At 67.9% G+C, this 17,342-nt stretch carries 18 protein-coding genes and 2 tRNA genes; 8 read left to right on the top strand and 12 right to left on the bottom strand.

What is annotated here, in order from left to right; all coding sequences use genetic code 11:
- Positions 1-50: 50 nt before the first annotated feature.
- Positions 51-890: a class I SAM-dependent methyltransferase gene (locus MKD50_RS21200; protein WP_240073927.1), complete on the top strand. Its 840-nt coding sequence runs from the start codon at positions 51-53 to the stop codon at positions 888-890.
- Here the strand turns inward: MKD50_RS21200 and MKD50_RS21195 are convergent, their stop codons facing one another.
- Positions 891-1,502 (bottom strand): DUF1415 domain-containing protein, encoded by a 612-nt coding sequence (locus MKD50_RS21195; RefSeq protein ID WP_115706583.1) that lies wholly within the window; start codon positions 1,500-1,502, stop codon positions 891-893.
- A gap of 90 nt (positions 1,503-1,592) precedes the next feature.
- On the opposite strand from MKD50_RS21195, the gene MKD50_RS21190 reads away from it, so the two are divergent.
- Positions 1,593-2,867 carry a TIGR03862 family flavoprotein gene (locus MKD50_RS21190; protein WP_252668567.1) on the top strand — a complete coding sequence of 425 codons (1,275 nt, stop codon included), beginning with the start codon at positions 1,593-1,595 and terminating at the stop codon, positions 2,865-2,867.
- Here MKD50_RS21190 and MKD50_RS21185 read toward each other — a convergent pair.
- Both MKD50_RS21185 and MKD50_RS21180 read right to left on the bottom strand, forming a co-directional pair.
- The gene (locus tag MKD50_RS21185) at positions 2,864-4,489 is read right to left on the bottom strand and encodes an NAD(P)/FAD-dependent oxidoreductase (RefSeq protein WP_115706362.1); all 1,626 of its coding nucleotides are present in this window, start codon (positions 4,487-4,489) and stop codon (positions 2,864-2,866) included. The two genes, MKD50_RS21190 and MKD50_RS21185, sit on opposite strands and share 4 nt — an antisense overlap.
- 67 nt (positions 4,490-4,556) lie before the next feature.
- Positions 4,557-4,928: a hypothetical protein gene (locus tag MKD50_RS21180; RefSeq protein ID WP_252668566.1), complete on the bottom strand. Its 372-nt coding sequence runs from the start codon at positions 4,926-4,928 to the stop codon at positions 4,557-4,559.
- A 175-nt stretch (positions 4,929-5,103) separates the two neighbouring features.
- On the opposite strand from MKD50_RS21180, the gene MKD50_RS21175 reads away from it, so the two are divergent.
- Together MKD50_RS21175 and MKD50_RS21170 are read left to right on the top strand one after the other, a co-directional pair.
- A complete protein-coding gene (locus MKD50_RS21175; RefSeq protein ID WP_252668565.1) occupies positions 5,104-6,540 on the top strand; it encodes an aminotransferase-like domain-containing protein in 1,437 nt (478 codons plus the stop codon).
- A 178-nt stretch (positions 6,541-6,718) separates the two neighbouring features.
- Positions 6,719-8,245 carry a sensor domain-containing diguanylate cyclase gene (locus MKD50_RS21170; RefSeq protein WP_371925381.1) on the top strand — a complete coding sequence of 509 codons (1,527 nt, stop codon included), beginning with the start codon at positions 6,719-6,721 and terminating at the stop codon, positions 8,243-8,245.
- 25 nt (positions 8,246-8,270) lie between these two features.
- Here MKD50_RS21170 and MKD50_RS21165 read toward each other — a convergent pair whose 3' ends face one another.
- The 4 genes from MKD50_RS21165 to MKD50_RS21150 all read right to left on the bottom strand — a co-directional run bounded on the left by MKD50_RS21165 (position 8,271) and on the right by MKD50_RS21150 (position 10,627).
- Positions 8,271-8,528, bottom strand: a complete 258-nt coding sequence (locus MKD50_RS21165) for a putative hemolysin (RefSeq protein WP_115706359.1) — start codon at positions 8,526-8,528, stop codon at positions 8,271-8,273.
- A gap of 67 nt (positions 8,529-8,595) precedes the next feature.
- Positions 8,596-9,498 (bottom strand): lipid A hydroxylase LpxO, encoded by a 903-nt coding sequence (lpxO, locus tag MKD50_RS21160; RefSeq protein WP_252668561.1) that lies wholly within the window; start codon positions 9,496-9,498, stop codon positions 8,596-8,598.
- A gap of 145 nt (positions 9,499-9,643) precedes the next feature.
- Positions 9,644-9,955 (bottom strand): hypothetical protein, encoded by a 312-nt coding sequence (locus tag MKD50_RS21155; RefSeq protein ID WP_252668559.1) that lies wholly within the window; start codon positions 9,953-9,955, stop codon positions 9,644-9,646.
- A gap of 228 nt (positions 9,956-10,183) precedes the next feature.
- Complete coding sequence (locus MKD50_RS21150; RefSeq protein WP_115679775.1) at positions 10,184-10,627, bottom strand: carboxymuconolactone decarboxylase family protein; 444 nt, start codon at positions 10,625-10,627, stop codon at positions 10,184-10,186.
- Between the two features lie 170 nt (positions 10,628-10,797).
- On the opposite strand from MKD50_RS21150, the gene pdxR reads away from it, so the two are divergent.
- Positions 10,798-12,246: a MocR-like pyridoxine biosynthesis transcription factor PdxR gene (pdxR, locus tag MKD50_RS21145; RefSeq protein WP_240073921.1), complete on the top strand. Its 1,449-nt coding sequence runs from the start codon at positions 10,798-10,800 to the stop codon at positions 12,244-12,246.
- Between the two features lie 154 nt (positions 12,247-12,400).
- Positions 12,401-12,709, top strand: a complete 309-nt coding sequence (locus MKD50_RS21140; RefSeq protein ID WP_018006974.1) for a hypothetical protein — start codon at positions 12,401-12,403, stop codon at positions 12,707-12,709.
- A gap of 58 nt (positions 12,710-12,767) precedes the next feature.
- Here MKD50_RS21140 and MKD50_RS21135 read toward each other — a convergent pair whose 3' ends face one another.
- Positions 12,768-12,881 carry a hypothetical protein gene (locus tag MKD50_RS21135; protein WP_252668558.1) on the bottom strand — a complete coding sequence of 38 codons (114 nt, stop codon included), beginning with the start codon at positions 12,879-12,881 and terminating at the stop codon, positions 12,768-12,770.
- Positions 12,882-12,974: 93 nt separating this feature from the next.
- On the opposite strand from MKD50_RS21135, the gene MKD50_RS21130 reads away from it, so the two are divergent.
- A complete protein-coding gene (locus tag MKD50_RS21130; protein WP_115706356.1) occupies positions 12,975-13,256 on the top strand; it encodes a hypothetical protein in 282 nt (93 codons plus the stop codon).
- 138 nt (positions 13,257-13,394) lie between these two features.
- On the opposite strand, the gene MKD50_RS21125 is transcribed toward MKD50_RS21130, so the two are convergent.
- The 3 genes from MKD50_RS21125 to MKD50_RS21115 form a co-directional block, all read right to left on the bottom strand.
- Positions 13,395-13,470, bottom strand: a tRNA-Met gene (locus MKD50_RS21125).
- 139 nt (positions 13,471-13,609) lie between these two features.
- Positions 13,610-13,870, bottom strand: coding sequence for a hypothetical protein (locus tag MKD50_RS21120; RefSeq protein WP_115706355.1), 261 nt, complete (start codon positions 13,868-13,870; stop codon positions 13,610-13,612).
- Positions 13,871-14,034: 164 nt separating this feature from the next.
- A tRNA-Arg gene (locus tag MKD50_RS21115) sits at positions 14,035-14,111 on the bottom strand.
- A gap of 156 nt (positions 14,112-14,267) precedes the next feature.
- On the opposite strand from MKD50_RS21115, the gene greB reads away from it, so the two are divergent.
- Positions 14,268-14,831 carry a transcription elongation factor GreB gene (gene greB, locus MKD50_RS21110; RefSeq protein ID WP_115706581.1) on the top strand — a complete coding sequence of 188 codons (564 nt, stop codon included), beginning with the start codon at positions 14,268-14,270 and terminating at the stop codon, positions 14,829-14,831.
- Between the two features lie 9 nt (positions 14,832-14,840).
- Here greB and MKD50_RS21105 read toward each other — a convergent pair whose 3' ends face one another.
- Complete coding sequence (locus MKD50_RS21105; RefSeq protein WP_252668556.1) at positions 14,841-17,255, bottom strand: RelA/SpoT family protein; 2,415 nt, start codon at positions 17,253-17,255, stop codon at positions 14,841-14,843.
- Between the last annotated feature and the right edge of the window lie 87 nt (positions 17,256-17,342).

The following is a 17,342-nucleotide window of genomic DNA, read 5'->3' as shown; positions in this document are numbered from 1 at the left end:
TCGCCATTCCGGGGGCGCGCCGCGCCCCGCAGCCTGTGCAGTCCCCCTCCATGTCAAACACCCACGAAATCCGCCCCGGCCAGTCCATCGAGCTGCTCAAGGAACTCCATATCCTGACGCGCGACGGCAAGATGAACCAGGACAGCCGGCGCAAGCTCAAGCAGGTCTACCACCTGTTCCAGTTCATCGAACCGCTGCTGCAGGAAGTCAAGGCCGCGCGCGGCCGCGTCACGCTGGTAGACCACGGCGCCGGCAAGTCGTATCTGGGCTTCATCCTGTATGACCTGTTCTTCAAGGCCCTGCAGGACGACTCGCACATCTACGGCATCGAGACCCGCGAAGAACTGGTGAAGACCTCGCAGGCGCTGGCGGCGCGGCTGGGGTTTCCGGGGATGTCTTTCCTGAACCTGTCGGTGGCGGATTCGATCACCTCGCCGCAGCTGCCGCCCACCGTCGACGTGGTCACCGCGCTGCATGCGTGCAATACCGCCACCGATGACGCCATCCGCTTCGCACTGGCCAAGCGCGCGCAGCACATCGTGCTGGTGCCGTGCTGCCAGGCCGAGGTGGCGAGCGTGCTGCGCAAGCACAAGGGCAAGCTGCTGGCGGGCAATCCGCTCACGGAGATCTGGCGCCACCCGCTGCATACGCGCGAGTTCGGCAGCCAGGTGACCAACGTGCTGCGTTGCCTGCAGCTGGAGGCGCACGGCTACCAGGTAAGCGTGACCGAGCTGGTGGGCTGGGAACACTCGATGAAGAACGAACTGATCATCGCGCAGTACAAGGACCTGCCGCGCCGCCGTCCGGCCGAGCGGCTGGAAGAGGTGCTGGCCCGGCTGGGGCTGGAAGAAATGCGCGAGCGCTTCTTCACCGCGCCGGTAGCGGCGTAACTACGGCTTCCCGGGCTCGGATCCAGGCCCGGGCCCCGGCTCATCGTCACCCGCCATCCAGCGTTGCCAGCCCTCGTGGCCGAGGCGGCGCATGACCGCCTGGTTGCGCTCGTAGATGTCCGCCGCATCGGGAAACGCCGCCGCCGCGCGCGCGATCGAATCCTCGCGCAGCAGGTGCAGGATGGGGTACGGCGCGCGGTTGGTGTAGTTCTCGATATCGTCCGGCTCGGTCCCGGCAAACTGGTAGTGCGGATGGAAGCTGGCGATCTGCAGCGTGCCTTCCAGCCCCAGGCTGGCGAGCAGGCGCTCGGCGAAGTACAGCAGGTCGTTGAAGTCGAGGAAATCGGCCACCGCGTGCGGCAGGATAAGCAGGGTGGTGTCGACCTGCGCGGGGTCGGCATCGGCCAGCAGGCGCAGTTCGCGCTCCAGGTCATCCATCACGTCGGGCGCCTCTGCGACGGGGCTGACCACATAACGCACCTGCTCCTTCACGTACACGCTCTTGGCGAACGGGCACAGGTTGAGCCCGATCACCGCGCGCTCGAGCCAATGGCGGGTGGCGGCAATGACGGCATCGTCGGGGTGGCTGGCGGAGTGCGTGGCGGAAGACATGATGGCAAGGTGCGGCAAACCGTCATTCTAGCGCTGCCGCAGGCTCTATAATCCGCGGCGGAAACACCCCTGCCCTGCCGAGCCCCGCCGATGCCCTCTACCGCCACGCCCGCCCCTGACCATGCCACTCCCGACGTCGCCGTCATCGGCGGCGGCCCGGCCGGGCTGATGGCGGCCGAAGTGCTGGCGGCGCAGGGCGCCAGCGTGGCGGTCTATGACGCAATGCCGTCGGTCGGGCGCAAGTTCCTGATGGCCGGCAAGGGCGGCATGAACCTGACCCATGCCGAGCCGGAGCCGGCCTTCCTGGGCCGCTACGGCGCGCGCACCGCGCAGCTGGCGCCGATGCTGGCCGGCTTCGGCGCGCAGGCGCTGCGCGACTGGGTGCATGGGCTGGGCATCGAGACCTTCGTCGGCAGCTCCGGCCGCGTCTTTCCGACCGACATGAAGGCCGCGCCGATGCTGCGCGCCTGGCTGCACCGGCTGCGCGAGTCGGGCGTGCAGTTCCATATGCGGCATCGCTGGCTGGGCTGGGACGATGGAGACGGCACGGGGCATGCGCTGCGCTTTGCCACGCCGCACGGCGACACGGTCGTGCGCGCACGCGCCGTGGTGCTGGCGCTGGGTGGCGCAAGCTGGGCCAGGCTGGGTTCCGATGGCGCATGGTTGCCGCGGCTGGCCGGGCGCGGCGTCGAGATCGCGCCGCTGCGGCCGGCCAACTGCGGGTTCGACGTGGCATGGAGCGAGGACTTTGCCGCCCGCTTTGCCGGCGCGCCGGTCAAGCCGGTGGCGATCGCGCTGAACGACCGCGAAGGGAAAGCGCACTATCGCCAGGGCGAATTCGTCATCAGCCGCGACGGCATCGAAGGCAGCCTGGTCTATGCACTGTCGGCGCCGATCCGCGACCGCATCGAAGCCGATGGCGAGGCCACCATCCACCTCGACCTGCTGCCGTCGCACAGCGCCGAACAGGTCAGCGCGCAGGTCGAGCATCCGCGCGGCTCGCGTTCGCTGTCGAGCCACTTGCAGAGCCGGCTCGGCATCACCGGCGTCAAGGCCGGCCTGCTGCGCGAATGCCTGTCCCGCGACGCCATGCTCGATCCCGGCACGCTGGCCGTGTCGCTGAAGGCGCTGCCCTTGCGCGTGCTGCGCCCGCGCCCGATCGACGAAGTCATCAGCAGCGCCGGCGGCGTGCGCTTCGAAGCGATGGATGCCAGCCTGATGCTGCGCGCCGTGCCCGGCGTGTTCTGCGCGGGCGAGATGCTGGACTGGGAAGCGCCCACCGGCGGCTACCTGCTGACGGCATGCTTCGCCAGCGGCCGCACCGCGGCGCTGGGAGCCGCGGCTTATCTCAGGACGCAGGCTTAAACCGCCCTGCCGCCGACGATGCTGAGCGCCACCGCCTCGGCCACTTCGATGCCGTCGATTGCCGCGGAATAGATCCCGCCCGCATAGCCCGCGCCCTCGCCCGCGGGGTACAAGCCCTTGACGTTGATGCTCTGGTAGTCGTCGTGGTTGCGGCGGATGCGCAGCGGCGACGAGGTGCGCGTCTCGACCCCGGTCAGCACCGCGTCGTGCAGCGCGAAGCCCGGCAGCTTCTTGTCGATTTCGGGAATGCCTTCGCGGATCGCCTCGATCACGTAGTCGGGCAACGACGTGCTCAGGTCGGTCGGCGTCACGCCCGGCTTGTAGGAAGGCTCGACCGAGCCCAGCGAGGTCGAGGCGCGGCCGGCGATAAAGTCGCCGACCAGCTGGCCCGGCGCGTTGTAGTTGCGCCCGCCCAGCTCGAACGCGCGCTCTTCCCACTTGCGCTGGAACTCGATGCCGGCCAGCGGGCCGCCCGGGTAGTCTTCCGGCGTGATGCCGACCACGATGCCGGCATTGGCGTTGCGCTCGGCGCGCTTGTACTGGCTCATGCCGTTGGTCACCACGCGGCCGGGCTCCGACGCCGCGGCCACCACGGTGCCGCCCGGGCACATGCAGAAGCTGTACACCGAACGGCCATTGCTGCAGTGATGCACCACCTTGTAGTCGGCCGCGCCCAGCAGCTTGTTGCCCGCGAACTTGCCAAAGCGGCTGCGGTTGATCAGCCCCTGCGGATGTTCGATGCGGAAGCCCAGCGAGAACGGCTTGGCCTCCATGAACACGCCGCGCTCGTGCAGCATCTGGAAGGTGTCGCGCGCGCTGTGGCCCACCGCCATGATGACGTGGTCGGCCTCGAGGTACTCGCCGTTGGACAGCTTCAGGCCGCGCACCCGGCCGCCATCGATATCGATGTCGTCGACGCGGGTTTCGAAGCGGATCTCGCCGCCCAGCTCGATGATCTCCGCGCGCATCTTCTCGACCATGCTCACCAGGCGAAAGGTGCCGATATGCGGGCGCGCCTTGAACAGGATGTCTTCCGGCGCGCCGGCGCGCACGAACTCGTTCAGCACCTTGCGGCCGTAGTGCTTCGGGTCCTTGATCTGGCTGTACAGCTTGCCGTCCGAGAAAGTGCCGGCGCCGCCTTCTCCGAACTGCACGTTCGACTCGGGATTGAGCACGCTCTTGCGCCACAGGCCGAAGGTGTCCTTGGTGCGCTCGCGCACTTCCTTGCCGCGCTCCAGGATGATGGGGCGGAAGCCGGACTGCGCCAGGATCAGGCCGGCCAGCAGGCCGCACGGGCCCATGCCGATCACCACCGGGCGCGGATGCGTACCGCCCTGCGGCGCGCGCGCGACGAAGTGGTACGCCATGTCGGGCGTCACGCTCCAGTTCGGCTTGCCGGCCATGCGGCGGATGGCCGCGGCCTCGTCGCTCACTTCGATATCGATGATGTAGGTCAGCTTGATATCCGAGCGCTTGCGCGCATCGTGGGCACGGCGGAATACGGTATAGCCGATCAGGCCGTCTCCCTTGACGCCGATCTGCGCGGCACCGGCGCGCACGGCGGCGTCGAGGTCGCTTTCGGTATGGTCGAGCGGGAGTTTGACTTCACTTAGACGTAGCATGGGGAACCCGGGAACTGCGGCCGGGGGGTTGGGCACACCAATGTGCCAGGCCGGCCGGAGCGCAATTTTATCGTCTTTGGCGCGCCGGGTCGGGAATCCGCAGCGGGGCCGGCTGGGCAGCCGGTCGGGGACGGTGCCAGGGCAACGCCAGCCGCGTCCGCAGCCGCGCCAGCCAACCCGGCGGCACCGTGACCGACAACGCTCCACCCCGGCTCGCCGACACCGTCAGCCAGCCGCGCGCGGGAGCGATCCAGGTGTCGCCCGCCCCCAAATGCCGCTGCGGCACGTGGCAGTGGCCGGCGAGCCATTGCATCGGCCCCGCCAGCGCCATCTCGCCGGCGGCGGCATGCAGCACGGTGCCGGCCGCCACATGCAGCCGCAGGGCCTGGCCGGCCGGCACTGGCATCACGGTCGGGGCGTGGTTGAGATCGCTTGGCATGGCAGGACTCCGGTAGCTGGCACAGGACTCCAGCGTATCGACCGGCTGTCGCGCGCGGCAGGCACACGACCTCACCGCCGCGACCGGAACAGCAACCAGGATTTCCGCCTGTTACGATACAGAGCCCCCGCCTCTGTATCTGTACCGATGCGGCCCGCCGCGCCACGATGCCGCCATGGAAACTACCCCGCTCTATCGCCAGCTTGCCGGCCATTACCGCCGCGCCATCGACTCCGGCACGCTCGCCACCGGCGACCGCATGCCGTCGGTGCGCGCGCTGATGGCGCTGCACGGCGTAAGCCTGTCGACGGCGCTGCAGGCCTGCCGGCAACTGGAAAGCGACGGCCTGCTCGAAGCGCGGCCGCGCTCCGGCTACTTCGTTGCCGCGCCGCGGCGCGCAGCACTGGCCGCGCTGTCCGAACCCACCGCCGCGCTGCCCGATCCGGCCCAGTATGTCGGCATCCACCAGCGCATTTCCGGCCTGCTCGCGCGCGGCCAGCACGAGCACGTGCACACCAACCTGGGCGGCGCCTACTGCGCGCCCTCGCTGTACCCGACCGAGGCCCTGCGCAGTGCCGCGGTCCGCGCGCTGCGCCGGCATCCGCAGCTGTTCGGCGAGGGCGTCGAGCCCGACGGCTATCAGCCGCTGCGCGCAGCGATCGCACGGCAGGCGCTGCGCAACCGCATGCAGCTGGCCCCGGAAGAGATCGCCATCACCAACGGCTGCACCGAGGCGCTGAACCTGGCCCTGCGCGCGGTGGCGGGCCCCGGCGATGTGATCGCGGTGGAGTCCCCCACCTACTACGGCCTGCTGCAGATCCTGGAAAGCCTGGGCATGCGCGCGCTGGAAATCCCATGCAGCCCGCAGACCGGCATCTCGCTCGAGGCGCTGGACCTGGCCGCGCAGCACTACGACAACATCCGCGCGGTCGCGGTGGTGCCAAACCTGCAGAACCCGCTCGGCTGCATCATGCCCGACGCGCACAAGGCGCGGCTGGTGCAATGGTGCGAGACGCGCGGCATCGCGCTGATCGAGGACGACTGCTTTTCCGCCACCGCCGACAGCGACGCGACGCCGGCCGCGGCCAAGGCCTGGGATGGCAGCGGCAACGTGATCCACTGCGCGTCGCTGCACAAGGTGCTGGCGCCCGGCATGCGGCTGGGCTGGATCGCCGCGGGCAGATGGCAGGCGCGCGTCGAGATGCTGAAGTTCGGACTGTCGCGGCCCAACGAGATGCTGTCGCAGATGGCCGCGGCCGATTTCCTGGCATCGGGCGCGCATGACCGCCACCTGCGCCGGCTGCGCTCGCGGCTGCGTGCGCAGCGCGAATGGTTCACGCAGGCCATCGCCGCCGGCTTTCCGGCCGGCACGCGGCTGGGCGCGCCGCGCGGCGGCATGCACCTGTGGGTGGAGCTGCCCGCGCAGGTCTCGTCCGAGGCGGTGTTCGACCAGGCGCTGCAGGCCGGCATCCGCGTGATGCCGGGCGTGATGTTTTCCAACGCCGGGCGCTTCGACCACTGCCTGCGCATCAACTGCGGTGCTCCGCGCTCGGCGCAGATCGAGCGCGCGCTCGGCACGCTCGCCGCGATCGTGCAGCGGCTGGCGGGCTGAAGCCGAGTTGGCCGGCGCCCGGGCCGGCGCCGTTTTGCAACAACCCTCCCCTTTTACCGGCCGCTCGCCTATCCTAGTGCGCTGGCGCGCACGCGGCTGCCCGGCTGGTCCCCGGCGGCATCGCATCGGTTGTCCACGGCCGCCGCGCACCTTCACGACAAGAACAAGGAGAATGGCCTTGACCAGTACATCCGTGGCGCAGTCCGCCGGCCAGGGTAGCGGCGACCCCACCCGCACCCTTCCCGACGATTACCAGGCCCTGTTCCAGCTGGCACCCGTGTCGCTGTGGCTGGAAGACTTCAGTGCGGTGCGCGAGTGCTTCGCGCAATGGCGGCAGCAGGGCATCACCGACGTGCGCGCGCACCTGCGCGCCGACCCGCGGCGGGTGGCGCAGTGTTCCGCGCTGATCCGCGTGATCGCGGTGAACCGGCGCACGCTGGAGATGTTCCGCGCGGCCGACCTCGACGACCTGGTGGCCAACCTCGACACCGTCTTTCGCGACGACATGTTCGAGCAACATGTCGAAGAACTCGGCCAACTGTGGGATGGCGCCAACGGCTTTGCCAGCCAGACCGTCAACTACGCGCTGGACGGCGCGCGGCTCGACATCCAGCTCGAGGCCACGGTGATGCCGGGGCACGAACAGACCTGGGAGCGGGTGCTGCTGTCGATCAAGGACATCACCCCGCGCCTGCGCAGCGAGCGCGAGCTGCGCCGCAGCGAGCGCGAGCTGCGCCGCAGCGAGCAGTATGCGCTGGGCCTGTTCGAGCATTCGCCGGTGTCGCTGTGGGTCGAGGACTTCAGCGCGGTCAAGGTGCTGATCGACGAGGTGCGCGCCGCGGGCATCACTGACTTCCGCACCTTCCTCAACGTCCACCCTGACTTTGTCTCGCGCTGCATGCAGGAAATCCGCGTGCTCGACGTCAACCAGCAGACCCTGCTGATGTTCGGCGCGGACAGCAAGGCCACGCTGCTGTCGCGGCTCGGCGACGTGTTCCGCGACGACATGCGCATCCACTTTGCCGAGCAGCTGATCGATCTGTGGCACGGCCGGCTGTGGCAGCAGCGCGAAGTCATCAACTACGCGCTCGACGGCCGCGCCGTCGACGTGTTCATGCAGTGGTCGGTATTCCCCGGGCGCGAGGCGGACTGGGACCAGGTGCTGGTGTCGCTGACCGACATCACGGCGCGCAAGAAGGCCGAGGCCTATGTCGAGTTCCTCGGCAAGCACGACGTGCTGACCAAGCTCTACAACCGCGCTTACTATGAGGACGAACTGGCGCGGCTGGGCCGCAAGGGCCCGTGGCCGGTCAGCGTGGTGGCGGTCGACCTGAACGGGCTCAAGGTCGTCAACGACCAGTTCGGCCACGCCGACGGCGACAGCCTGCTGCGCCGCACCGGCGAAGTGCTGAAGAAAGCGGTGGGCGAGCAGGCCTGCGTGGCGCGCACTGGCGGCGACGAATTCATGGTGCTGCTGCCCGGCCGCGACGAGCGCGGCGCAGCCACCGTGGTCGAGCAGATCGGCAAGGTGGTGGAGCTGAACAACCAGTTCTACCCCGGCACGCGACTCAGCTTCTCGATCGGCCACGCCACTTGCCAGGAAGGCGAGCGCCTGGGCGACATCGTCAAGCTGGCCGACAGCCGCATGTACCAGGCCAAGCGCGATCACTACGCCGCGCTCGCCAACGAACGCCGCCGCGACTGAAGGACGGGCGCTACGGCCCGACGCTTCAGCCCGGCGTGCACTCGCCGCGCAGCAGCGCCCATTCCTCGCACTGCTTGCCCGACGGGAAGGTACAGAGGCCGGTCTGACCCGCCGGCGTCGACACGATCTGCAGCTTGCCGCCGCGCTGCGCGCAGTTGACCGAGGCAGGATTGGCCATGCCGATGGCGGCACCAGTGCTGGCGGGGCGCTCGGCGGGCGTGGTGGTGCAGGCCGTCGCGGCAAGGCTGGTGGCCAGCCCGAGGGCTACGGGAACAAAGCGCATCGGCATCTCCGGCAGAAGCAAACAGGTCCGCAAAACGAAAGAGCCGGCTGGCGCCGGCTCTTGCTTCTTACAGGTAGACGATCAAAACCACGCCCAGCACGATCAGGCCGAACTTGGCCACGTAGTAGAGCTGGCGGTTCCAGGCCTTGAAGCGGCGGCGATACTGGCCGCCCAGCCAGACAAAGCGGAACAGCCGGTTGATCATGCCGGTCTGGTCGTGCTCGTCGTTGGGCGAGCTGGCGGCGGTCATGACCTTGCGGCCCATCCAGTGGTTGAATTTCGCAGCCCAGCCATAGCGCATCGGTCGCTCGATATCGCAGAACAGGATCAGCCGGTTGGCATCGCTGCGGTTCTCGGCCCAGTGCAGGTAGGTCTCGTCGAACACCACGCCTTCGCCGTCGCGCCAGCTGTGGCGTTCGCCGTCGACCTCGATAAAGCAGCGGTCATCGTTCGGCGTGGCCAGGCCCAGGTGGTAGCGCAGCGAGCCGGCAAACGGATCGCGGTGCGGATTGAGCTTGCCGCCCGGCGGCAGCTCGGCGAACATCGCCGCCTTGACCGTGGGCAGCTCGCGCAGCAGCGCCACGGTCTTGGGGCACAACTGCTCGGCCGACGGGTGCTGGGCCTCGTACCACTTCAGGTAGAAGCGCTTCCAGCCGTACTTGAAGAAGGAATTGAAGCCGGCGTCATCGTTCTTGTCGGCGGCCTTGATCTTGCGCATCGCCGCCAGGGCCAGGCCTTCATCGCGGATCTCCGGCCACGCCGCGCGCAGCTTTTCCAGGTCGGGGAAACTGTCGACCGGGATGTAGGGGGTGCGCGGCACGCCCGAGAACGCGTACATGAAGCAGTTGATCGGGGCCACCAGGGCCGAATGGTCCAGCAGCTGGCGCCACAGGCGCAGGCGCACCTTGCCGCGGAAGTGCACATACAGGATGGCACCGAGGTAGCCCGCGACGATTATCCACTTGATCACCGAAATCCTCCTGGTCAGCCGTCTGCGCCGCATGGCGCGGCCCGGCTGGGCGAAAACCCGTATTTTAGCGAAACGGCGGGGGCACCGCAGCTTGCGCCGGCTGCGGCACATGGCGGGGCCGGCGCACATGCCGGCCAGCGGCGAATCAGCCGTCGCCGCGCGACTGGCGGGCGATGCGCTCGATCAGCGCGCGTGCGTCGTCGGGCTGGCCCTGCAGCGTCAGCAGGCGCGCGTTGAGCACCAGGTTCTCCAGCACCAGCTTGGCGGTCGAGGCCCACATCGTGGCCAGCAGTGCCTCCACCGGCAGGCCGGACGCTTCCAGCTCGCTGGAGCGCTCGGCGATCAGGCGGCAGGCCAGCCGGCGCAGCGCGGCATCGTCGAACGGCAGGTCGGCGTAGTCGATCGGGTCTTCCTTCTCGACTTCCGTCATCAGTTGCAGCAGGGTGTCTTCGGTCATGGGCAGACTCCTGGCGGGGGACGTCACACTACACGCGGAAAGCCATTGGCATAGCCTATCATCACGTCGGCCATGCGGTCGCTGCTGCCCAGGCACCACGCCTCCCATGCCGCCACCGCGGGCCGTTGCCAGATGTGCAGTCGCTGCAACCGAAGCTAATGCAGCGCGCGCCGGCTTGTCAATCGACAAGCCGGCGCGCGGTCAGCCAAGCTGGCGGGAGTGCGGGCTTCAGAGCGCCGGCGGCTGGCGGCGGAAGCCGACCCCAAAGCGGTTCCACGCGTTGATTGCCGAGATCAGCAGCGTCAGGTCGGCCATCTCCTTTTCCGAGAACTGCTCGCGCAGCGCCTGGTAGTCCGCATCCGGCGCCTGGCTTTGCGGCAGCAGCGTCAGCGCCTCGGTCCACGCCAGCGCGGCGCGCTCGCGCGGGGTGAACCAGCTCACTTCACGCCAGGCCGGCAGCAGATTCAGGCGGCGCTCGCTTTCGCCGTGCTTGCGCGCGTCGGTTACGTGCATGTCCAGGCAGAAGGCGCAGCCGTTGATCTGCGAAGCGCGGATCTTGACCAGTTCCTTCAGCGTGGTTTCCAGCGAGCAGCGCGCCAGGTAGACCTCGACGCCGATCATCGCCTTGTAGGCGTCGGGGGCCACGTCTTGCCAGTTCATCCGTTCTTCCATGATCGATCTCCTTAAGCAGGTTCAGCAGGTTCAGCAGGTTGGATTCAGGTTCGATGCAGCGGGCGCTGGTTCGGCGCCCGACGGAATGAACGATAGCCCTCCAGATTGGCCCCGTACACTGCCAATTTCCGGCAGAATCAGTAGACCAATCGAAATCGACGCAATCCGCGATGGAACTGCACCTGGCCCTGGACCATGCCGGCGACCTGACCGCGCAGATCGTCCACCACATCCGCGACGCGATCCAGGGCGGCCGGCTCGAAGCCGGCGCACGCATGCCGCCCTCGCGCCTGCTCGGCACGCAACTGGGCGTGGCGCGCAAGACCGTGACCACCGCCTATGAGCGGCTGGTGGCGGAAGGCTGGCTGCACGCGCGCGTCGGCGACGGCACCTATGTCGCGCCAGGGCTGGCGCGGCCGGCGGTGCGTAGCGCCGCGGCGCCGGTGCTGCCGCCGGCGGTGCAGCGCTGGCTGGCCGTGCCGACTCCGTTCCTGGGGCCAATCGGCGGCGCCCGCTATGCCTTCCAGCCCGGGCAGGCCGATACCACCCGCTTTCCGCATGAAGCCTGGTCGCGCTGCGTGCGCGCGGCGCTCACGGCCGAGCGCACGCGTGCGCCCGGCCCGGCCGATCCCGCTGGCGAGATGACACTGCGCCAGGCAATCGCGCGCCACATCGCCTTCACCCGCGGCGTGCAGAGCGCGCCGACGGACATCCTCGTCACCAGCGGCGCGCAACAGGGCATCGATCTGCTGGCCCGGCTGCTGCTCGGGCCGGGCGCGGTGGTGGCGATCGAGGACCCCGGCTATCCGATGGCACGCGCCTTGTTCCAGGGCCTTGGCGCGCGGGTCGTGCCGGTGCCGGTCGATGACGAAGGCCTGGTGGTGGCGGCGCTGCCCAACGACGCAACCCTGGTCTATGTCACGCCCTCGCACCAGTCGCCGCTGGGCGTGCCAATGAGCCTGGCGCGGCGCCAGGCCCTGCTCGACTGGGCCGCGCGCCGCCATGCGGTGATCCTGGAAGACGACTACGACAGCGAGTTCCGCTACGGCGGCCAGGCGCTGGATGCGCTGCAGACGCTGGACCGGCACGGCCGCGTGGTCTACCTGGGCACGTTCTCCAAGACCCTGGCGGCCAACCTGCGCGGCGGCTATGTGGTGGTGCCGCCGTGGCTGATGCCGGCGGCGCGCAAGGTCAAGCACCTGATGGACTGGTACACGCCGACGCTGCTGCAGCAGGCGCTGGCGCGCTTTCTGTCCGAGGGCCACCTGCTGCGCCACATCCGGCGTTCGCATGCGCGCCATGCCCAGCGCCGCGCGCGCTTGCTGGCACGGCTGCAGGGCGACCTGTCGCCGTGGCTGGAGCCGCTGCCGGCGGTGGCCGGCTTCCACCTGGCGGCACGGCTGCGGGTGCCGGTCGCCACCGAGGCGCTGGTGTCGATGGCGCGGCTGGCGGACCTGGAACTGGCCACGCTGGACCCGTGCTATGCCAGTCCGCCAGCGAGTTGCGCCGGGCTGCTGCTTGGCTTCGGCGCGATCGATCTGCTGGATATCGACCCTGCCCTGGACCGGCTGGCGATGGTACTCTCTGCCTTGGCTCCCGCCCCGCCGCGCACCGCGTGATGCGGCCAGCACCGGGAGACGCCAGCCACGCACGGCAAGCAGGTGACACACCTGCGACATGGCGCCTCAGTCATACTTGCCGGGCGAATTTGCTGTGAACAAAACGGATGTACGAAAGTCTCATTCGCACTTCCAAACAACCCGAGTCGCGTTCATGACCAAGCGTTTGTTGTCCGCCATGCGTCAGTACGCATGGTTTGCAGGGGTGAAGCACCATGTGGTGCAGGGCGTCGAAGCCCTGGCCGAGCTGCTCAAGTCCCCATCCGCCGCGGCGCGCGCCGTCGCGGCCATCGTTGCCGAAACCGAGCAGGGCGTACAGGTCTGGGTCTCGTACTTCGGCAAGCCGCTGGACCCGCACACCAACTATGTGCTGTGGCCGAACCGGGCGCTGCGTCCGGCGCGGCGGCGCATCCAGCCCTCCCCCATCGAGCTGTTGCAGAACCAGCGACGGCGCGACGACTAGTCGCCCTCTTCATCTTCGCGGATCCAATACCGCGCGCCTGCACGGGCGCCGGCAGCGCTCAGGCGTCGGCCCAGCGCCGCAGCAGGTTGTGATAGGCGCCGGTCAGGCCGATCACCCATTCGTGCGCCTGGCCAAGCTCCTGCGCCACCTGGCGGATGCGCCCATCCAGCACAGGCCCCGAACAAGATTCATTATTGCTTGATCCCGGGCAGGCGGCGCCTTCACTACAATGGTTCGGGTATGCCGTCATCGACAAGGAGCAGACATGTCCGAACCGCTACACGACGAAGCGCTGGTCAATCTCTACCTGGAACGCATCTCGGCCCTTTCGGTCAGCGCCTTCGATGGTGCCGACGTCAGCGGCGAACTCGATGCGGTAATGCGCGAAGCGGTGACCACGTGCCAGGCCGCCGGCGGGCCGCAGGCACAGGGAACGCTGACGGTGCTCGCCGCACGCTTGCGCGATCGCGCCGACGCGGCCGACCGCGAAGACCAGCCGCTGGTGCGCGACACCTTCAGGCTTGCGGCGGAACGCGTGCCTGCCTGACATTGATGCGCCGTGAGTCCATGCGCGCACTGCTGCATTGGCATCGATATCAAAACGCTAAGGGGATTTGGCCGGTCGGCCTGAGGAACAACGCTTGAGGGATCGCGGCGGTTGCCGCGGATGGCTGATGCCAGGCGTTGGTTGCGGGGGCAGGACTTGAACCTGCGACCTTCGGGTTATGAGCCCGACGAGCTGCCAACTGCTCCACCCCGCGTCTGAAGGAGATGGATTATGGGTGATCCGACCGCGCATGGCAAGCACTATTTGTGTCTTTGCATCAAATCGTTCGTCGCCGGCGAGTCAATACATCACAACGTGACATAAATCGCTGCGAGCGCGATGGCTCGCCCAACTTACTCGGCAGGACCCAGCAGGCGATCGACCAGTGCATAGCCGGCGCCGAACGCGGCCACCTCGGCTGCATGGCGCGTGGCGAACTGCTGCGGCCCGCTGGCGAGCAGTTCGGTATCGCCCGCATCGGCCGGATCGGCACCTTCCTGCGACACGCGTACTTCATAACCCCAGCGGCCGATGCTGTCCTGCCCCTGCGGCGACACCAGGACGTAGACGTCCATGCCGCGATATGCCTCGACGCGCCAGTCTGCGTTTTCCATGCGCCCGACTCCCGGATCCGTGATGGTTCTTCGAGACTAGGAGGCGCCACGCGCGACCGCAAGGCTTAACGCGAGCGCGCGGCAAGACGGCACACACACTTGAGCGGCAAAGGACAAAGAAAAAGGGCTTCCGTTTCCGGAAGCCCTTTTTCTTTCTGCATAGGTGGCGCGGCTGGCAGGATTCGAACCCACGACCCCTTGGTTCGTAGCCAAGTACTCTATCCAACTGAGCTACAGCCGCACGCGAGAAAAAGATTATAACCCAGTTTTCGTTTTTGTGAAGCCCCCTGCCAACTTTTTTGCGATCTTTATTGGCGCGGGTCGAGGCAGACCCGCCCTGGCGCGGCCTGCCAGCGGGCTTTTCCTATAATGGCAGACTAAAGAAGTGATCCAGACCATGAACAAGGCATTTGTCAAAGAGTCCTCTGGCGACGAGGACGACGATCTTCCCGAAGGCGCAGCGCCGCTGCCACCCGGCACCAAGAACTACATCACCGCGGACGGCTATGCGCGCCTGCGCAACGAGCTGATGCAGCTGATCGATGTCGAGCGGCCCGACGTGGTGCAGATCGTCTCGTGGGCGGCGTCCAATGGCGACCGCTCCGAGAACGGCGACTATCTCTATGGCAAGAAGCGCCTGCGCGAGATCGACCGCCGCATCCGCTTCCTGACGCGCCGACTGGACAAGGCCGAAGTGGTCGACCCGTCCCTGCAGGGCGACAACGACCAGATCTTCTTTGGCGCCACCGTCACCTACGCGCATGCCTCGGGCGAAGAAACCACCATCACCATCGTCGGCATGGACGAGGTGGACCTCGACCACAACCACGTCAGCTGGATCTCGCCGATCGCCAAGGCCCTGCTCAAGGCGCGCGAAGGCGACACCGTGGCGTTGCGCACGCCGGCCGGCGTCGAGCAGATCGATATCCTGGAAGTCCGCTATCCGGCGCGCAAGCAGTAAGCTGGCGCTTTAGTTATCGTTGCGGTCGCGGAAGATGCGAATGACGTCCGGGTTGCGGCGCAGCCCGCGCATCACGTTGGCCAGGTGCAGGCGGTTCTGCACCTGGATGATGAACTGCATGTAGGTGGCTTCCTGCTGGCCGGCGTCCTGCTGTTCCATCGCCACGTGGGCAACGTTGGCGTCGGCGGCGGTCAGGTCCGCCGCCACGCGCGCGACGATGCCCTTGACGTTGCGCACCATCACCTTGATCGACACATCGAAGGCGCGCGTGGTCTTCTTTGCCCACATGACCTCGATCCAGTGCTCCGGATCCTTGCTGTGCAGGCGCTTGGCGATCTTGCAGTCCTGCACGTGGATCTGCAGCCCTTCGCCCTTGCCCAGGTAGCCGACGATGGAATCGCCGGGGATCGGGCGGCAGCACGCCGAAAAGATGATCGACATGCCTTCGTCGCCGGTGATCGGCACCGCGGGCGCTTCTTCGCCGGCAAAGGTCTGCACCGCCGCCAGCAGCGCGCTGTCGACATCGCCGGACAGTTCCTGCAGCAGGATCTCCATGCGCTTGGCCACCACCGCCGGCACGCGCCGGCCCAGCGCCAGGTCGGCGAAGATGTCCTCGCGCTGCTTGTTGCCGGTCCACTGGATCATGCGGTCCCACACCGACTGCGGCACCGCCTTCAGCTCGATGCCGAGCTGGCGCGCCGACTGCTCCAGCAGGCGCTCGCCCAGCTGGATCGCCTCGTCCAGCTTGGTGGTTTTCAGGTAGTGGCGGATCGCCGCGCGCGCCTTGCCGGTGCGCACGAACGACAGCCACGCCGGATTCGGCTTGGAGTACGGCGCCGTCACCACCTCGACGATGTCGCCGCTCTTGAGCTCGGTGCGCAGCGGCAGCATCTCGTTGTTGATCTTGACCGCGACGCACTGGTTGCCCAGGTCGCTGTGCACCGCGTAGGCAAAGTCCAGCGCGGTGGCGCCGCGCGGCAGCGCGCGGATATGGCCCTTGGGCGTGAACACGTAGACCGCGTCCGGGAACAGGTCGATCTTGACGTGCTCGAGGAATTCCTGCGAATCGCCGGTCTGGCTCTGGATATCGAGCAGCGACTGCAGCCACTGGTGCGCCTGCTGCTGGATATCGTTGGCGTGGTCGGCCTGGTGCTTGTACATCCAGTGCGCGGCCACGCCGGCTTCGGCGATCTGGTGCATGTCGCGCGTGCGGATCTGGAACTCCACCGGCGTGCCGAACGGCCCCACCAGCGTGGTGTGCAGCGACTGGTAGCCGTTGATCTTGGGGATCGCGATGTAGTCCTTGAACTTGCCCGGCATCGGCTTGTACAGCCCATGCAGCGCGCCCATCGCCATGTAGCAGTGCATCTGCGTTTCCACCACCACACGGAAACCGTACACGTCCAGCACCTGCGAGAACGACAACTGCTTGTCATGCATCTTGCGGTAGATGCTGTACAGCGTCTTCTCGCGCCCGGACAGCTCGGCCACGATGCCGGCATCGGCCAGCCCCTTCTGCGCGGCCTCGAGGATGCGCTTGACCACTTCGCGCCGGTTGCCGCGCGCGGCCTTGACGGCTTTTTCGAGCGTGGCGTAGCGGAACGGCGAGCCGACCTTGAACGACAGTTCCTGCAGCTCGCGGTAGATCGTGTTGAGACCGAGACGGTGCGCGATCGGCGCATAGATCTCCATGGTCTCGAGCGCGATGCGGCGGCGCTTCTCCGGCGGCACGAAGTCGAGCGTACGCATGTTGTGCGTACGGTCGGCCAGCTTCACCAGGATCACGCGCACGTCGCGCGCCATCGCCAGCAGCATCTTGCGGAAGCTCTCCGCCTGCGCCTGCTCGCGGCTCTGGAATTCGAGCTTGTCCAGCTTGGTCAGGCCATCGACCAGTTCGGCGACCTTGGGGCCGAATTTCTCGGCCAGCTCGCTCTTGGTGATGCCCTGGTCTTCCATCACGTCGTGCAGCAGCGCCGCCATGATGGACTGCACGTCCAGCTTCCAGTCCGCGCACAGCTCGGCCACCGCCACCGGATGGGTGATGTAGGGCTCGCCGCTCTGGCGGTACTGGCCCAGGTGGGCCTCGTCGGAGAACTGGAAGGCCTCGCGTACGCGCGCCAGGTCGGGCGCCTTCAGGTACGAGAGCTTCTCCATCAGCCGGGTGATGGAGATGACCTGCTGGCGCGGCGGCACCGCGGGTTGCGAGGTCGGGCCGAAGAAGTGCCGGTATGACTGCGCCAGCACTGCATCGATAAACAGGCTGTCGGCTGCCGGCGGCGCCACTTGCTGCACCGCGGCCAGTTCATCCTGCACCGCCGCGCCGCGCGCCTTGCCCGGGGCCAGCGCGGGCGCGACGGCGCGCTCGCCGACAACATCGTCGCCGAGCGGATCGGGAAGATTGGGAGCGCCGGTGCGCGCGTTCACGGAAGACTGGCCCGGAATGGTGCGCTTACGCGCCGCGGGCGGGGCCGCATCGCCAGGCGCCGGCACGACCGCGGTCGGCGACGGCTG

This window comes from Cupriavidus mimosae (assembly GCF_023952485.1).
GTDB classification, from domain to species: Bacteria; Pseudomonadota; Gammaproteobacteria; order Burkholderiales; family Burkholderiaceae; genus Cupriavidus; species Cupriavidus taiwanensis_C.
Note: the sequence above shows the minus strand (reverse complement) of the source record. Positions and strands in the feature narration are given on the sequence as shown.

Excerpts from the sequence above, each read along its gene's own strand:
- MKD50_RS21195 (WP_115706583.1), bottom strand. The coding sequence starts at position 1,502 with ATGTCTTCCGCCACGCACTCCGCCAGCCACCCCGACGATGCCGTCATT.
- MKD50_RS21175 (WP_252668565.1), top strand. The coding sequence starts at position 5,104 with ATGGAAACTACCCCGCTCTATCGCCAGCTTGCCGGCCATTACCGCCGC.
- pdxR (WP_240073921.1), top strand. The coding sequence starts at position 10,798 with ATGGAACTGCACCTGGCCCTGGACCATGCCGGCGACCTGACCGCGCAG.
- MKD50_RS21165 (WP_115706359.1), bottom strand. The coding sequence starts at position 8,528 with ATGCGCTTTGTTCCCGTAGCCCTCGGGCTGGCCACCAGCCTTGCCGCG.
- MKD50_RS21140 (WP_018006974.1), top strand. The coding sequence starts at position 12,401 with ATGACCAAGCGTTTGTTGTCCGCCATGCGTCAGTACGCATGGTTTGCA.
- MKD50_RS21190 (WP_252668567.1), top strand. The coding sequence starts at position 1,593 with ATGCCCTCTACCGCCACGCCCGCCCCTGACCATGCCACTCCCGACGTC.
- MKD50_RS21200 (WP_240073927.1), top strand. The coding sequence starts at position 51 with ATGTCAAACACCCACGAAATCCGCCCCGGCCAGTCCATCGAGCTGCTC.
- greB (WP_115706581.1), top strand. The coding sequence starts at position 14,268 with ATGAACAAGGCATTTGTCAAAGAGTCCTCTGGCGACGAGGACGACGAT.
- MKD50_RS21130 (WP_115706356.1), top strand. The coding sequence starts at position 12,975 with ATGTCCGAACCGCTACACGACGAAGCGCTGGTCAATCTCTACCTGGAA.
- MKD50_RS21120 (WP_115706355.1), bottom strand. The coding sequence starts at position 13,870 with ATGGAAAACGCAGACTGGCGCGTCGAGGCATATCGCGGCATGGACGTC.
- MKD50_RS21155 (WP_252668559.1), bottom strand. The coding sequence starts at position 9,955 with ATGACCGAAGACACCCTGCTGCAACTGATGACGGAAGTCGAGAAGGAA.
- MKD50_RS21185 (WP_115706362.1), bottom strand. The coding sequence starts at position 4,489 with ATGCTACGTCTAAGTGAAGTCAAACTCCCGCTCGACCATACCGAAAGC.
- MKD50_RS21150 (WP_115679775.1), bottom strand. The coding sequence starts at position 10,627 with ATGGAAGAACGGATGAACTGGCAAGACGTGGCCCCCGACGCCTACAAG.
- MKD50_RS21180 (WP_252668566.1), bottom strand. The coding sequence starts at position 4,928 with ATGCCAAGCGATCTCAACCACGCCCCGACCGTGATGCCAGTGCCGGCC.